Annotated in this window: 13 protein-coding genes and 3 pseudogenes; 2 read left to right on the top strand and 14 right to left on the bottom strand. The window is 51.4% G+C overall.

The window, feature by feature from the left end; all coding sequences use genetic code 11:
* Window positions 1–30: 30 nt before the first annotated feature.
* From JI735_RS18600 to JI735_RS36035, 6 genes and pseudogenes are all read right to left on the bottom strand, one after another.
* Complete coding sequence (locus JI735_RS18600; protein ID WP_202676282.1) at window positions 31–1,110, bottom strand: RluA family pseudouridine synthase; 1,080 nt, start codon at window positions 1,108–1,110, stop codon at window positions 31–33.
* Between the two features lies 1 nt (window position 1,111).
* Window positions 1,112–1,674, bottom strand: a pseudogene (locus JI735_RS18595) (cob(I)yrinic acid a,c-diamide adenosyltransferase).
* Between the two features lie 131 nt (window positions 1,675–1,805).
* On the bottom strand, window positions 1,806–2,570 hold the full coding sequence (locus tag JI735_RS18590; protein ID WP_157771461.1) for a class I SAM-dependent methyltransferase: 765 nt from the start codon (window positions 2,568–2,570) through the stop codon (window positions 1,806–1,808).
* Window positions 2,571–2,721: 151 nt separating this feature from the next.
* Window positions 2,722–3,036, bottom strand: a complete 315-nt coding sequence (locus JI735_RS18585; protein WP_157771462.1) for an alpha/beta hydrolase family protein — start codon at window positions 3,034–3,036, stop codon at window positions 2,722–2,724.
* Between the two features lie 147 nt (window positions 3,037–3,183).
* The gene (locus tag JI735_RS18580) at window positions 3,184–4,341 is read right to left on the bottom strand and encodes an amidohydrolase family protein (protein ID WP_233475963.1); all 1,158 of its coding nucleotides are present in this window, start codon (window positions 4,339–4,341) and stop codon (window positions 3,184–3,186) included.
* Window positions 4,338–4,496 (bottom strand): hypothetical protein, encoded by a 159-nt coding sequence (locus tag JI735_RS36035; RefSeq protein ID WP_233475962.1) that lies wholly within the window; start codon window positions 4,494–4,496, stop codon window positions 4,338–4,340. The genes JI735_RS18580 and JI735_RS36035 overlap by 4 nt, the downstream gene beginning before the upstream one ends.
* A 182-nt stretch (window positions 4,497–4,678) precedes the next feature.
* On the opposite strand from JI735_RS36035, the gene JI735_RS18575 reads away from it, so the two are divergent.
* Window positions 4,679–5,107 (top strand): MarR family winged helix-turn-helix transcriptional regulator, encoded by a 429-nt coding sequence (locus JI735_RS18575; protein WP_039838115.1) that lies wholly within the window; start codon window positions 4,679–4,681, stop codon window positions 5,105–5,107.
* 69 nt (window positions 5,108–5,176) lie between these two features.
* On the opposite strand, the gene JI735_RS18570 is transcribed toward JI735_RS18575, so the two are convergent.
* From JI735_RS18570 to JI735_RS18550, 5 genes and pseudogenes are all read right to left on the bottom strand, one after another.
* A complete protein-coding gene (locus tag JI735_RS18570; protein WP_020432727.1) occupies window positions 5,177–5,434 on the bottom strand; it encodes an aspartyl-phosphate phosphatase Spo0E family protein in 258 nt (85 codons plus the stop codon).
* Between the two features lie 230 nt (window positions 5,435–5,664).
* Window positions 5,665–6,884 (bottom strand): annotated as a pseudogene (locus JI735_RS18565) (aminotransferase class I/II-fold pyridoxal phosphate-dependent enzyme).
* Window positions 6,885–6,897: 13 nt separating this feature from the next.
* Window positions 6,898–7,398: an Lrp/AsnC family transcriptional regulator gene (locus tag JI735_RS18560; RefSeq protein ID WP_039838117.1), complete on the bottom strand. Its 501-nt coding sequence runs from the start codon at window positions 7,396–7,398 to the stop codon at window positions 6,898–6,900.
* A 173-nt stretch (window positions 7,399–7,571) separates the two neighbouring features.
* Window positions 7,572–7,955: a spore coat protein gene (locus JI735_RS18555; RefSeq protein WP_039838118.1), complete on the bottom strand. Its 384-nt coding sequence runs from the start codon at window positions 7,953–7,955 to the stop codon at window positions 7,572–7,574.
* Between the two features lie 49 nt (window positions 7,956–8,004).
* Window positions 8,005–8,241, bottom strand: a complete 237-nt coding sequence (locus JI735_RS18550; RefSeq protein WP_039838119.1) for a hypothetical protein — start codon at window positions 8,239–8,241, stop codon at window positions 8,005–8,007.
* A 174-nt stretch (window positions 8,242–8,415) separates the two neighbouring features.
* On the opposite strand from JI735_RS18550, the gene JI735_RS18545 reads away from it, so the two are divergent.
* A complete protein-coding gene (locus JI735_RS18545) occupies window positions 8,416–9,657 on the top strand; it encodes an NAD(P)/FAD-dependent oxidoreductase (protein ID WP_039838120.1) in 1,242 nt (413 codons plus the stop codon).
* Window positions 9,658–9,789: 132 nt separating this feature from the next.
* Here JI735_RS18545 and JI735_RS18540 read toward each other — a convergent pair whose 3' ends face one another.
* From JI735_RS18540 to dcuS, 3 genes and pseudogenes are all read right to left on the bottom strand, one after another.
* The gene (locus JI735_RS18540) at window positions 9,790–11,322 is read right to left on the bottom strand and encodes a flavocytochrome c (RefSeq protein WP_039838121.1); all 1,533 of its coding nucleotides are present in this window, start codon (window positions 11,320–11,322) and stop codon (window positions 9,790–9,792) included.
* A 1,103-nt stretch (window positions 11,323–12,425) separates the two neighbouring features.
* Window positions 12,426–13,151: a response regulator gene (locus tag JI735_RS18535; protein ID WP_233476495.1), complete on the bottom strand. Its 726-nt coding sequence runs from the start codon at window positions 13,149–13,151 to the stop codon at window positions 12,426–12,428.
* A pseudogene (gene dcuS / locus JI735_RS18530) lies at window positions 13,132–14,669 on the bottom strand (DcuS/MalK family sensor histidine kinase). The gene JI735_RS18535 and the pseudogene dcuS overlap by 20 nt, the downstream one beginning before the upstream one ends.
* Window positions 14,670–14,729 lie beyond the last annotated feature (60 nt).

Here is a 14,729-nt window from a genome sequence, read left to right as displayed (position 1 = left end):
CGTTTGCGCGAGGCGATTTCAAAGGTATTTTCACCTCTCATTTCGATCACAGCCGGGCGCCGGCGCTGCCGCCGCCTCCCGCTGCAGCTTCGCCTGAAGCAGCGCCAGATCCGGCGGCAGCGGAGCTTCAAACGCCAGCTCCGTGCGCAGCACCGGATGCTGGAAGGACAACCGCACCGCGTGCAGCGCCTGGCGCGAAATGGATGCATCCAGCTCCGCTATCCGCTCCAATTGCGCTCGCTCCCCCGCATCCAGCTCCGCTACCCGCTCCAGCTGCACTCGCTCCGGGACCCGTGCCCCTGGCTCCCCGGCCGGCAGGCCCGCCTTGCTATAGAGCGGGTGACGGTACATGCCGTCACCGATCAGCGGGCAGCCGATAGAGCCCATATGCACCCGGATCTGATGGGTGCGGCCGCTCTCCAGCTTCAGCTCGACCTTGGCTGCGCCGGGGTACACCTCCTTGACCTCGTAGCGGGTCAAGGAAGGATAGCCGTCCGGCGTCACGATCCGCCGGTGCGGCTCCGCCGGGTCGCGGTCGATCGGACCGTCGATATCGCCGCTCAGCACAGGAGGAACGCCGTGAACCCAAGCGTTGTAGCGCTTGTCCACAGTTCCGGCAATCATCTGCTCGGAAATATGCTGGTGGCTGTAGGGATTCTTCGCAATAACCAGCACGCCGGATGTCTCCTGATCCAGCCGGTGGACGGGACGGAAGCGGAACTGCTCGCCCTTTTGCGCCCAGTAATAGACGACTCCGTTCGCCAATGTGTCCGTATAATGCCCGTGGGTCGGATGCACAATCATCCCGGCGGCCTTGTTGACAACCAGCAGATGCTCATCCTCATAGAGGATCTCAAAAGGAAGCGGCTGCGGCAAAATGTCCTCCGAGGTCTCCTGCTCCATACGGATTTGCACGGCATCTCCTGCGTTGACCCGGACGCTAATGTAGACCCGTTCTCCATTCAGCATAATGCCCTGCTCGGTCATTTTGAGCCGGGACAGCAGCTTGCGGGACACATCCATCCGCTTCTGCAGAATGGTTTTCAGCAGCCAGCCGTCCTCAGACGGCGGCACTTGATAGGTAATTGGTGAATAATAGCCCGTTGTCATCTTAGTTGCGGAACACCTTTTTGCTGCGCACATATTCTACATCAGCAATCCCCAGGCGTGTATTGGCCGTGCGGGCCAGCGCAAAAAAGTAATCCGACAGCCGGTTCAGATAAATCACAGCCTCCTGGTTGATATCCGCACTCCGGCCCAGCGTCACCGCACGCCGTTCCGCACGGCGGCATACCGTGCGGCAGACATGCAGCACAGAAGAGAGCTGGCTTCCCCCGGCAGGATGAAGCGCTCCAGCACCGGATTCTCCGCCTGCAGGGCATCGATCCAGCCTTCAAGGCGTTCCGCCATCTCGCTTTTCACCTTATATTTGTTCTCGCTAAGCTTCACAAAAGCCAGATCAGAACCGCAATCGAACAGCTCATGCTGAATCTCCAGCAGCTGCTCCCGGACATCTGCGAACTTCGCGTCCTCCATCAGGCTGCGCGCCTGGCCGACAAAGCTGTTCAGCTCATCAATCGTGCCGTAGGCCTCCACGCGCACATCATCCTTGCCCACTCTGCCGCCAATAACCGAGGTTTCCCCTTTGTCACCCGTACGTGTATAGATCGCCATTGTTTGTCCCCCTGTCTAATAAGTCACATGTAATTAGTTTATACGTTCCCATGCACATTAGGCAAACAAAGACCGGAATTTCTGTTATGCAAAATCCTGAGCCGGGGTAAGCAGCAGCTATTCTGCTGCATTTACGGTTTCCTGAATGTTATGCAGTACATCAACCCTTTGCAGACTTCCCTGTATTCAATCTCCAGCATGTTCTCCGGAATCAACCCCAGAATGCCCGGCAAATCCTTCCCCTTCTCAAAATAACCCTTGACCACCGGCACCTTCTCATAGGTTCCTTGGACCAGCTTCTCCGTCTCATCGGCAATCATCAGCCTGGTGCCGCTTTTCGCCACCCGGATCATCTCCAGCACCGCACGGCCCGGATCACCGAAATAATTGATGCCCCCTACATGATACACACAGTCAAACATCTTGTCCTGAAAAGGCAGGTCCTCTGCTTGCCCCTGAAACAACTCAGCCTTCAGCCTCCAGCGCCGCAGATTGCGGACCGCCTGCTTCAGCATCCCGCTGGAGATATCCAATCCATAGAACTCAGCCTTTGCATCAATATAGGGGAAATTATCGGCGCTGCCCACTGAGGTCTCCAGCACATGATCGCCGTCCCGCAGCTCAAGCATGGAGAGAAACTGTCGTCTATAGTTCCGTTCCCCGCCAAATTTAAGTGCGAAATAGGCTTTGTTGCTCAGCCGGTAAAAACGGGCGATTTTATTGTACATTTCCATATACTTTTTGTTGCTGCCTTCCGTATCAGCCTCATTCAGAAACACAAAAAATCCGTGCTCCCACGGATAACATTGTCCATTTACCGGGTTCACGGCCCCGGCAGGCGTTAGCTCCAATCTGTCAAAAGTACCCGGGTCCCGCAGCATTTCAGCCTTCAACATGATTCTCATCCTCTTTCTTGTGCAGCACAGCCGGCGCCGCATGTACGCTCGTATGAGATCATTATATGCCCTATAGCCGGAGCCCCTCATCGGGCTGCCGCATGTTCCCGCTCTCCGTCCATGGACGGAGAATAACAGCACCAGTCCATAATCATCTCTCCACCTTCTGCCCAAGCAAAAAGCTCACGATTTCCCGATTGACGGCCTCCGGCTGCTCATGGTTGATGCCGTGCCCGGCACCCGGTATGACTTGATAGCGGAATCCCCCGTCTGTCAGCAGCTTGATGAAATCCCGCTTGCGGTCCAGCTTATATTCTCCTATTAAAAAATAGAGCTTCTCTTTGACTGCAACCGCTTTCTCTCTGTTGTATAGCTCCAGCTTATGTATGAACATAGCCTGCTGATTGTGGTTTTTCATTAGCAGCACCAGATGCTCCGCCACTTCGGGATTTTTCTCGGTAGCCAAGGATGACAGGAAATTCGGGGCACTTAACTACTATTATAAGGAGTGATGTGTAAATCTCATATATAAGAACAAACTTACGGTTACAAGACAATCCCCTGCCGTGCTCGGCAGGGGAGAACAGTCCACCAATAACTTTATATACGATTTCTAATGAATCTGCTGCCCCTCTCCTTTTAACCACACCGCTTGGATAGATAGGCTGTCCGAAATGCTGGTTGTCGGATCACCATCCACCAATACCAGATCCGCACGCAAGCCTTCGGCAATGCGCCCCCGGTCCTGGAGACCAAAGCGGCGGGCCGGCTTGGAGGTAGCTGACTGTAGAGCTTCAACAGGAGTAAAACCAGCCTGCACCAGCAATTGCATCTCATGATGAACGCTGGCTCCATGAGCCAGACCTCCGAGGTTGTGGAGCGGAACGGGGGAGACGTCAGTCCCGACGAGAATATCGACTCCGGCCTTGTGAAGCTCCATCACGCTTTTGAAGCTGTTGTCCAAGCTCCCTTGCGGATACGTATTGAAGCTGGAATTCAGGATATCAATCCATTCCTGGCTTAATTTCGAGTTCACCCGCGGATCGCCAGCCAGTTCGGACGCCGGATTTCCGGTGATCGACGCGTTCAATACCAAACATGGTGTAACAAATGCACCGGAATCTTTAATAGCTGCCACTACTTCGGACGTTGATTCAGGCCGGTCGATAAATAGGTGGGCGAGACCGTCAACACCAATTCGGATGGCAGATTGCGAAGAGTCAGCTGTCAACACGTGGGCCAGGACGATTTTATTCAGCTTATGCGCTTCTCTTACAGCCGCTTTTAGAATATCTTCGCTTAAAACGGGAAGTCCCGGTACCCCCATGACTGTTCCTTCTTCAATCATAATTTTAATATAATCGGCGCCATTCTCCACTTGAGTATGAACATGCTTGACCGCTTCCTCTATGCTTGTCACTTGAGGTGCCTCATCATGATCATGGGCAAAAGCTTCGAGCATCGCATTCCGGTCTTTCTCCGTTAACTTCTCTAATTCTTTTAGCACAAAATCAGGAATCTCACCATCATCCGGCAATAATTCGTCGGGATGACCGCCTGGAGCCGTGACAGCCATGCCGGCCGAACGAACGTCTGCGACGCCGCCCAAATTCTGCAATTGAATTTCACGCCCTTTTTCCGTAAAACCGCCATTCATCTCAAGTTCAGTTGTTACGCCGAATTTGAGGGCATCCCGCAACCCGCCGATGGAGGTATGAACGTGCGCATCAATAAGACCAGGCATTAACATTGCATTCTCCGCATCAATCACGGCCGCATGTGCCGGAATCTCTCCCCCACAGCGATGATCGTGCCCTCTTGAATGATAATATGCCTTGCGCTGATAACCTTCTCCCCATCAAAAATACGGGCATTCGTAATAGCCGTTACCCCTGCCATTGGATGACTTTGTTCGCCGCTGCTCATTTTATGACCTCCTCAGTTTGTTCAGTCCGTCTTAACGACCAACCGATTGATTGTATTTTAACTATTAGAATTCTAATTGTCAATTCACTAATATTCCGTTGACAATTATTTAGAATCCTAATAAAGTTTCATTATTGACAGTTAGAACTTTAATAGTTTTAGCGTAAGGAGGACAAACGTTAATGGATACTCAGCAGGATACACCCTATCTGGAATTACTGCAGCTCATCGGGCTGAAGTTGAAAAGACGGGCTGACGACAGCATCAGAGAATTAGGATTAAATGCCCAGCAGGGAAAAATGATCGAATATATTCATAAGCATCAAGAGAAGGGGGTAATTCAGAGGGATCTCTCCGACCGGTTCCATGCCCGCGGGGCAAGCATTACGAGCATACTTCAAGGTCTTGAAAAAAAGGGATACATCGAACGCAAAATTCCGGCCCATAACGAGCGGCAAAAAAATATATATGTACTGCCTAAAGGCGTTGAATTAATTGAAGAGTTCAAAAGGTCGTTTCAACAAGTAGAGGCTGAAATCGTTCACCCCCTTTCGAGCGATGAGCAGAAGCTCCTCAAAGAGCTGCTGGTGAAAATCAATCAAAATTTCTAGTGACTTGTCTGCGGGTGATACGGACACCAAAAAGGGACCCGAAGGTCCCTGGTCAAGAGCATCACCAGCCTAGCGCCGGCGGGAATGCCCCTTCATGTATTCGTTTATTTTCAGGTCCAGCAGGCTGCTGATTTCAATCACCTTAGCCGAAGTGAAGGAATTCTCCTGTACAAAAAGCTGTTCCATCCTGCTGCGGAGTGTGAGGATCTCATCCTCCAGAGAGAGTCTGCGTGCGTTAACATCACCTTTGGGGGGCCGTTTGCCGCTTCCGGTCAAACATTCGCCGCCGAAGGAAGGCAAGTAATAATCGGCGCTGAGCACAATCATCCCTCCTAAATGTATTATTCAGAAAAGAAAATCCTTGTAACAAGCAGAAACGGCTACACCGTCCTTAAAAGGACGGTACCCGTTTCAGCGAGAAATATAAGGATAATTTATAGCGTGAAGCATATAAATTCTTATATTTTACTTATACAGGTGTTTCTTGTTCCCAGAGTAAAATAATACCATAGAACAGGAAGATCCGCCATAGTCCGATTTACTTCATTCTTGCTGCATTACTCCGTTCGTTCGCGTTCAAGCTGTGAGACGAATGCCCCTATCCGTTCAACGGCTTCATTCAGCTGGGAGACGGAAGTGGCGTAAGAGCAGCGCAGATACCCTTCTCCCCTAATCCGAAAACACTGCCTGGAACTGCGGCTACCTTGTGTTCAAGCAGCAGGCGCTGGGCGAACTCGTCAGAGGTCAGTCCGGTCCGGCGAATGCTCGGAAACGCATAAAATGCGCCCTGCGGTTCATGGCATTCCAGCCCGGCATCGCGCAAGCCTTTGACAATCAGGCGGCGGCGCTGGTTATACGAATCAACCATCCGGTCCTTCTCCTCCATGCCGTTGGTCAGTGCCTCCAGCGCGGCCACCTGGCCCATGGAAGGTGCGCACATGACGGTGTACTGGTGGATCTTCAGCATAGCGGCGATCAGATCCGGGTGGCCGCAAGCATAACCCATTCGCCAGCCTGTCATGGCAAAAGCCTTGGAAAAACCGCTGACCAGAATGGTCCGGTCCTTCATGCCCGGCAGGGAAGCGAAGCTGACATGGGCGCCGCTGTACGTCAGCTCGGCATAGATTTCATCTGAAATCACGATGAGATCATGTTTCTCCACAACCCTGGCGATTGGTTCCCAATCCTCACGGCTCATGATCGCTCCTGTCGGATTGCTGGGATAACAGAGAATGAGGATTTTGGAACGCGGAGTAATCTTGGCTTCCAGCCCCTCGGCGGTAAGCTTGAAGTTATCCTCCCCGAATGTCTCAATGCCTACGGGAATCCCTCCGCCTATTGCAGTAATCGGCGAGTAGGAAATATAGCAGGGCTCCGGAATTAGAATTTCATCTCCGGGCGAGATTAAGGCGCGCAGCGCCAGATCAATCGCTTCACTGCCGCCTACTGTGGCGATGATCTCATTGGCCGGATTGTATTCTACTTCGAAACGGGTGTACAGGTATTCGGCGATGCCTTCCCGCAGCTCCGGCATGCCCGCATTCGAGGTATAGCCGGTGAACCCCCTCTCCAGCGAATATACGCAGGCTTCCCTGACATGCCAAGGCGTCTTGAAGTCCGGCTCTCCGACCCCAAGGGAGATAATATCTTTGCTGCCTGCCGCCAGATCAAAAAACTTGCGGATGCCCGAAGGCTGAATCTGCTGGACCAGCGGGGCCAAATAAGAATGCATGGATTTGCCTGTATCTCCGGTTTGCTGACTGTTATTCGTGATCATATGATTACTTCCTTTACGGAGATATCATGAGACGGTTGTCTTCCTCATGCTCTTCAAAGATGATACCATCCTGTTTGTATTTTTTAAGCGTAAAATTGGTTTTGGTAGAGAGGACTGCGTCAATCGGCGACAGCTTCTCGGAGACAAAGTTGGCTACCTCCCGCAGATTCCGGCCTTCAACTTCAACCAAGAGGTCATAGGCGCCTGACATCAGATAGACCGATTTCACCTGCGGATATAAATAGATCCGTTCGGCAATCCCTTCAAAGCCGCGGCCCCGCTCCGGTGTAATCTGAACCTCGATCAGTGCGGTTACCCGTTCATCGCTGACCTTATCCCAATTCACGACTGTCGCATATTTTACGATTACATGGTCTCTTTCCATTTCTTCAATGGCCTGTTTGACATCTTCTTCTTCCGCTCCAAGCAATGTCGCCATCAGCGCTGTAGAGCTGCGCGCGTCCTCCTTGAGCAGTTCCAGCACTTTCCTCTTCAAATCATTCATTTCCTTCATGCCTTCCCTCCTGCGAAAAGAGTTTAATACTAATATGACATGAAAATGGCATCACTGCAAACAAAATAACCCCGCAGGAGCGGGGTTAACGGATTGCATTATACTGAAGCAGCCGCTTCCGTCAGGAATCCGTGAGCGATTAGCTCTGCTGCGTCGGACGGAAGGCAGCCGGGTTACATATAATAGGAACTGTGCACGTTAGGCTGATGCTGCGGCACATTCGGAGCCTGTCTGAAATCACCGGTGCCATTCATTTTCTGCTGCACAAACTGCTGGCTTTTCTGCTGGATCTGCTGTGCACTTTGGATCTGTTTGTCGACGGCTTGCCGGAGGGCTTTGTCAGGTGCTTTATAGAATCCCATCTGCGACATCTGGTTGTACAGATCCCCCTGAATCCGCAGTGTATCCAGAGTCAGGTCAGTGAAAGCCCGGCGCACAGTTTGACAGTTTGATTCTGTCGCCGCTGTCGTATATTCGCGTACTGTCCGTTTCAGGTCATCCAAAATCATAGTCAACAGATCTTCATCCGCCATAAATTGTCCGTTTTGTGTGTACACTTAATAACCTCCTTGAATATGAATTAGATTCAGCATGCTGAAAGCTCACTTACTGCTGGGGTTGTGTGGGGGCATATTGCTGGTGCTGCTGCAAAAGCTGAACGAGCACTCCCAAATGGTGGGTATGGCTCTGGATCTGCTGATTGCAAATCTGGTTAACTGTCGAGTTCTGCGTGCTGCCGGCGGTAGCCGCCAGCTGCTTGATCAGCAAATCCTCATTGGAGATGGAGTCGGCAATATAGTCCAGTTCTTTTCCGCTAAGCGGCTGCATTTGCGTAGATTGCATATTCACTGTTCCCTCCTTCAAAATGGTTCAAGCAGCTTTAGTATGCGCGCATGGAGGCTAAATATGTGTTAAAATGCACAACTCCCAGCCTATTGAAGCAGGCAGCGATGTATGAGAGTCAGTACAGCGACCAATACTACCTTATCCGAATCTCATTTAAGGGGAGATCAACAGATGAAATTAATCAGCGGGCAGGCGCCCTGGGAGAGAACCTTGCCTCATTTTCCTGTTTATCCTGTGCTGGATGGGGATATCACATGCGATTGCCTGATCGTAGGCGGAGGTATGGGAGGGGCGATGGCATCTTACCGCTTGTCCTCAAGCGGAGCCAGTACCGTATTGATTGATAAATATGCAGTGGGAAACGGCAGTACGTTTGCCAACACCGGATTGCTAAAGGTTGCTAACGACAAATCCTTGACCTCCTGCATGAATACTTTTGGAGCAGATAACGGCCTATTATTCTACAAGCTATGCCGCAAGGCGATTGGGGATATCCTGAAGCTGCCGGGCACACTGGATATTGATCCGCACATTATTCCCAGAAGCAGCCTGCTGTATGCGAGCTTTCCGGAGGATGTTGCCGCGCTGAAGCTGGAGCATGAACATTTGGCCGCGCATGGTTTTGACACAGAATTCTGGGAGGAAGACAAAATCAGGGCCCATTACTCCTTCGCCAAACCAGCAGCCATCTACTCCCGAGGGGATGTGGAAACGAACCCGTTCCGGATGCTGCACAGTCTCATTCATAAAGCACACGCAAGCGGTGTCCGTGTATATGAGCATACGAAGGCCCGTCATTTTGATTTTGGAACGGAAGGGGTAACCTGTTATACAGAGAGCGGCCGCATCTTTGCCAACCATGTTATTTTTGCCTTGGGCTATGAAACCCAGGAGATGAAAAAGGACCGGGGAGCCGAGCTGATTTATACCTACGCCATGATGACCCGGCCTTTGAAGAACCTCCCCCACTGGCATGAACAAAGCCTGATCTGGGAAACGGCCCGGCCTTATTTGTATTTCCGCACAACGAAAGACGGGCGTATCATTGCCGGGGGCAAGGATGAGCAGCTATCTGATCCTGGGCAACGCGAGGCCAGAGTCCGGTCCCGGAGCCGGCGGCTGCTTGAAGAGCTTGAAGCCCTCTTCCCCGAGATTAAGGGGGCAGCTGCAGAGTTCGCCTGGGGCGGTGTATTCGGGACCTCCCATGACGGCCTGCCTTTTATCGGCCCCCATCCGGAATATCCCCACTGTTATTTCATCGAAGGCTATGGCGGCAACGGAACCGTCTACAGCATGATCGCGGCAGAACTCCTGGCCGATACCCTGGCAGGCATTTCCCGGCCGGAGCTTGAGCTGTTTTCACTGACCCGGACGTCCAGACCTTCTCCTTCTTTTCCGGCTGTTCAGGCATAACCCGGACGATTCAAAGCTGTTTCTTAGAAGATATTGCTTAGAAGATGTTCATGCTCAATAAAAAAGGGCTGTCTCACCAGTAGAAAAATTCTACTGCGAGACAACCCTTCCCTATTATTGGTATTGGATGATTTATTGTGCTTTTACAAATTCAGCCGATTTAATCCCTGCTTGACGCCCAAAGATAATAATTTCCGCGACCGAGTTGCCGCCGATCCGGTTTTGGCCATGCAGCCCGCCCACTACTTCACCAGCCGCGAACAGACCTGTGATCGGTTGACCTTCTTTATTTAATACTTCTGTGTTTGTGTTGATTTTTACACCGCCCATGGTGTAGTGAATCCCGGGACCGATTTTGATCGCGTAGAATGGCGCGCCGGACAAGTCGTTATCCATTCCTGTAGTTCTGCCGAATTCGGCATCCTTCTTATTCTTCACTGCGCTGTTCCAGGTATCCATTGTCTTTTGCAGCTCATCTGCCGGAACATTCATTTCCTTGGCCAGGCCTTCAATCGAGTCTGAGGTCAGAACAAATCCCATTTTCTCATATTGTTCAATCGCTTTGACACGGGATTTAACGCCGGAATCAAAGACAAGAATCGCTGCTTTTTCAGGAAGCTTATTAATGGCTGCGGTGACATGATCACGGGTATCCATTTCGTTGGTGAACCGTTTGCCTTCACTTGATACGAGGATTGCGCCTTCACCGCGAACAGCCTCCCCGATCAGATAGGATTTCTCCTGCTGCACGGTCGGGTGAACCTGGATTTGATCCATATCGACTGTGGTGCCGCCGAGCTTCTCAATCATTTGGATGCCGTCGCCGGTGCTGCCAACTTGGTTGGTGGTTACGAGCCCTTCCAGATCAGGTCTAACCTCGGCAATCATTTCTTTATTGGCGCCGAAACCTCCGGTGGTGACAATGACAGCAGAACCTGTTATTGTTTTTTCGTCTGCCTGGTTGAACAGGACTTTGACACCGGTAACCTTACCGTCTTTTTCGGTAATTTCCTTGACATCCGCATTCACAAATAGCGGGATACCTTGCTCTTGTACGTTTTTCACTAATCCCTTGACCAGATACTGCCCTACCGCAGAGCCGTCTTCAGGACGGTGTGTGCGTTTTTCCTTCATCCCGCCGGTAATGGTGATATTGTTCAAGCGGATTCCGATGGAATCCAGCCAGTCGATGGCACCCGCAGAATTGTCCACGAAGAAACGGAGCAGCTCTTTATCGTTGGTATCGTGGCCGCCTTTTAGCGTCTCTTCATAAAATAAATCATTGCTGTCCTCAATGCCTTGCTCTTTTTGGAACTTCGTCTGCGAAGCGTTCATCCCCGAAGAGGATTTGGTCGTATTTCCGCCCGCTACCGGCATTTTCTCCAGAATAACCGGATTCATGCCTTTCGCTTTGGCCTCAAGCGCTGCCGACATACCGGCACCACCCGCACCGACGATGATGATATCATATTTATCTTTTAATTGATCATACGGTGTATAGCTTGCTTCCGATGCCCCCGATACTGCTTCAGTGGTCTCTTTTTTGGCCTCATTGTCCTTACTCTTGTTCCCGGTGCTGTTACTGCTGCCATTGTTGCCGCATCCTGCGATAACGAGCATGACCGAGAGAATGAGAATAAGAGCAGCGCCTGCTTTCTTTTTCATGATGTTATTGCCCCCTTGTGCATATTTTCACAATTATCATAGCGGCAAAGGTGCAGTTCTTGGAAGCTTACGTAATTAAAAAAATAGTTTAGTAATTAAAGTAAGCGGGGTTGGGGGGCTTGTGAGAATGAATTTAAAAAATGTAAGAATGAAAATAAAAAACAGGTCGATTGTGGTGGTATCTGATCGTTCGTTCCTTAGGTCTATCCCAATTACATTACCACTTACATTACTATCCCCTGTCAAAATAAATTCACCCTATATAGATTGAACTAGAAATCCGTAGACTTCATTTTTGCAGATAATGATTTTGGGTATGACTGCACTTTGTGCAATAAAATTGCTTATTGTTCTGCGTCAAATCGCATTCTGCTGTATTTTGTGCAACCAAATTCCAGATTTGGAGTCAAAAGCAGCATCTCCAGCAGATTCTAATGTACAGAGTGCAATAGATTGAGTTTTTCGGACGATTTATGGGGATTCTGCTGTAGAAAGTGCAATAGAAGTACAGTTCTGACCTAATTTGGAGGGATTCGCATCGGCATCGGCATTGGCATTGCACCGCATCAGAACCAGCATCTGGATTAGAGTGTTTAGAACACCTAGTTCACATGCGGATTTTGCTATAATCCCCACTTAGGGCATATTACGCAACCGGATTTGTGATCCATTTGTTGGAATCCGGACAGGAGATCCTTTATTGAGGCAGGTCGGCCGATTCTCCGGGTCAAACGGACTGAGATTCCGCTAATAAGCCTTTTCGGCCTAATTTTGGATTTAGATGATCGATATAAAAGCTCCTGAGTCCAAATCAACCGGAAAAACAGTCTTTTTTACAAAATAACGTCTTCTCATTCCGCATCATGCGGAAGATGGCACCGATGACCCCGATTGCTGCTGCTCCCCCACTTACCACGTGCCACCTACCCCCTACCACCTATCGCCTACCACCTGCCATCTGAAGACAACTCAACATGCTTGCCGTCTTTTAAAAAAAACATCATAAGCCTCCGAATTAGATACTATATCGCCTTCAGATGGCATTTCAGCCAAACCAATTTCATAAAAAAAGGACCCAAAGGTCCTCTTTCGCGGCCAGCCGCTTAAATATATGTAGCTATAATTTCATGTCCTGAAGCGGTCACGGTATACATATATACCGGCCTGCCCACCGCACCGTAGCTGATCTCCATTTCCAGCACACCCGCCTCTGTGAGAAAAGCCAGGTATTTGCGTACGGAGATCCGCGAAATCGGAGCCTCTGCCGTGATCTCCTCGGTGGAAAATACCGGACTCTCCAGCTTCTGGATGGTGCTCCATATGCTCTCCAGCGTTCCTTCGGTAAGCCCCTTGGGCAGCGTGCCGCTTTTGTCCTCCTCCGTTCCTGTGGAATGGCGCAGCAGTTTGTCGAGCTGCTCCTGGCTGAGATGCTCCCTGTGCTTCATCAGCATGTAATCCTCCCGGTAGGCGGACAATGCCGCCTGAAAGCGGGCGAACTCGAACGGTTTGATCAAATAATCGACGGCCCCCAGCTGCAGGGCCTTGCGGATACTGGCGTTGTCGCTGGCTGCAGAAATGACGATAATGTCAACCACGCTGCCCTGCTCCCGCAGAGAGGACAGCAGCTGCAGCCCGCTGGTACGCGGCATATAGATATCCAGCAGAATGAGATCAACCTTCAGTCCGGCAAGCAGCTTCCTGGCTTCATCGACCGAAGCGGCCCAGCCGGCGAACTCGAAGCCCTGAACCTGCTCCACATAGTGCCGATTGAACTTTGCCACCATCGGATCATCTTCAACGATCAATACCTTAATGGTCATTGGTCTCATCACCCTTTACTGCATATGGCACATCGGCCATAAATGTCGTTCCCGGCTCCGGGCCGGGTATCATCTGAAGCTGGCCCTGCAGCTTTTCCACACTTTTACGAACCAGGTAAAGGCCCATCCCCCGCTGCTCTCCCTTGGTGGAAAATCCCTGGACAAATATCTGCTCCCGCAAAGGCTGAGGGATTCCCGGACCATTGTCCCGCACAGTGCAGATCAGACGTCCCCGTTCATATTGAAAAGAAAGCTCGATTTCCTTCATGTGCTGCCCCTCCAGCGCCTCCATAGCGTTGTCGAGCAGATTGCCGACGATGGTAATCAGCTGATGAATCACCTGAGGATCGGCGGATTCCGGGAGGTAGCTGTCCTCAGCGAGCTGCAGCTCAATTCCTGCTTCACGGGCCCGGCTAAGTTTCCCGAGCAGAAAGCCGGCCATGACCGGGTCCTTGATCTGCCTGGTGATCGAACCGATCTCATTCTGATAGTTGCTCACGGTTCCCGAAATGTACTCCTGCAGCTCATCAAAAAGGCCCATATGCGTCATGCCCATAATCACATGCAGCTTATTCATATATTCATGTGCCCCTGCCCGCAAGGCGTCCGCATAGACGGATATCCCGGACAGCCGTTCCGCCAGTACAGCAAGCTCTGTCTTGTCCCGAAAGGTAGCGATGGCTCCCGCAATCCGGCCATTCACCTGGATTGGGACACTGCTCACGAGCAAAGTGATTCCGTTCAGCTCCAGCTCCTGGTCCTGCCTGGCTTCGCCGCTGAACAGCACCTGCTCCAGACGCAGCTCCGGCCAATAATCGGCGATATGCCGGGTCATCCCATTGCCTGTAATCCCGGCGGTGCCCAGCAGCCTCTCCGCCTCCCTGTTGATCATGCTGATCCGGGCGGCATGATCAACCGCAATAATCCCCTCGCGTGTGGATTGCAGCATAGCACTGCGTTCCTGCAGCAGCTTCGAGATGTCCGCTGGCTCCATGCCGAACATCATCTGCTTGATTTTCCGGGCCAGGACCATCGCTCCGGCCGCTCCAAGCACGGCACCGGACAGCAGAATTGCGATGATCGTCCATTCATTCTGCCGGATGAGCAGGTGAACCCTGTCCATTGAGAGGCCTACGACGACTACACCTACCTGGGAGCCTCTGTTATTATACACAGGCACAAAGGCCCGCAGCGACTTGCCGAGCAGCCCCTCACCCTCAGAGATGCTTTCTTCACCGTGCAGCGCAGCCTTTTGCCCTCCCCGACAAACGGCTTGCCGATCCGTGATGGATCGGGATGTGAATAGCGGATGCTGTGCATGTCGATCACAACTACAAACATAATATCATTGCGGCGGGTGATTTTGGAGGTATAGGCCTGGATCTCTTTGCTGCGTCCTTCATTAAGACCTTCTGACACCAGGGGAATCAGGGCAATGGTCCGGGCGATGGCCGTTGCCTTGTCCTCCAGGGCATGTCTGGTCTGGGGAATAATCTGATTTCTGAAAATAATGTAGAGCACCAGCATGACCAGCATCACCACAGCGGAGACCATGATGGTAACCTTTGTCCTCAGACCGTAATCCTT

The sequence above is a fragment of the Paenibacillus sonchi genome (assembly GCF_016772475.1).
GTDB classification, from domain to species: Bacteria; Bacillota; Bacilli; order Paenibacillales; family Paenibacillaceae; genus Paenibacillus_AQ; species Paenibacillus_AQ sonchi.
Note: the sequence above shows the minus strand (reverse complement) of the source record. Positions and strands in the feature narration are given on the sequence as shown.

Bases quoted from the DNA above. Each gene is read 5' to 3' on its own strand.
- JI735_RS18550 (WP_039838119.1), bottom strand. From the start codon at position 8,241: ATGCAATCTACGCAAATGCAGCCGCTTAGCGGAAAAGAACTGGACTAT.
- JI735_RS36035 (WP_233475962.1), bottom strand. From the start codon at position 4,496: ATGAGCAGCGGCGAACAAAGTCATCCAATGGCAGGGGTAACGGCTATT.
- JI735_RS18560 (WP_039838117.1), bottom strand. From the start codon at position 7,398: ATGAAGGAAATGAATGATTTGAAGAGGAAAGTGCTGGAACTGCTCAAG.
- JI735_RS18575 (WP_039838115.1), top strand. From the start codon at position 4,679: ATGGATACTCAGCAGGATACACCCTATCTGGAATTACTGCAGCTCATC.
- JI735_RS18590 (WP_157771461.1), bottom strand. From the start codon at position 2,570: ATGTTGAAGGCTGAAATGCTGCGGGACCCGGGTACTTTTGACAGATTG.
- JI735_RS18545 (WP_039838120.1), top strand. From the start codon at position 8,416: ATGAAATTAATCAGCGGGCAGGCGCCCTGGGAGAGAACCTTGCCTCAT.
- JI735_RS18570 (WP_020432727.1), bottom strand. From the start codon at position 5,434: ATGATTGTGCTCAGCGCCGATTATTACTTGCCTTCCTTCGGCGGCGAA.
- JI735_RS18535 (WP_233476495.1), bottom strand. From the start codon at position 13,151: ATGAGACCAATGACCATTAAGGTATTGATCGTTGAAGATGATCCGATG.
- JI735_RS18540 (WP_039838121.1), bottom strand. From the start codon at position 11,322: ATGAAAAAGAAAGCAGGCGCTGCTCTTATTCTCATTCTCTCGGTCATG.
- JI735_RS18600 (WP_202676282.1), bottom strand. From the start codon at position 1,110: ATGACAACGGGCTATTATTCACCAATTACCTATCAAGTGCCGCCGTCT.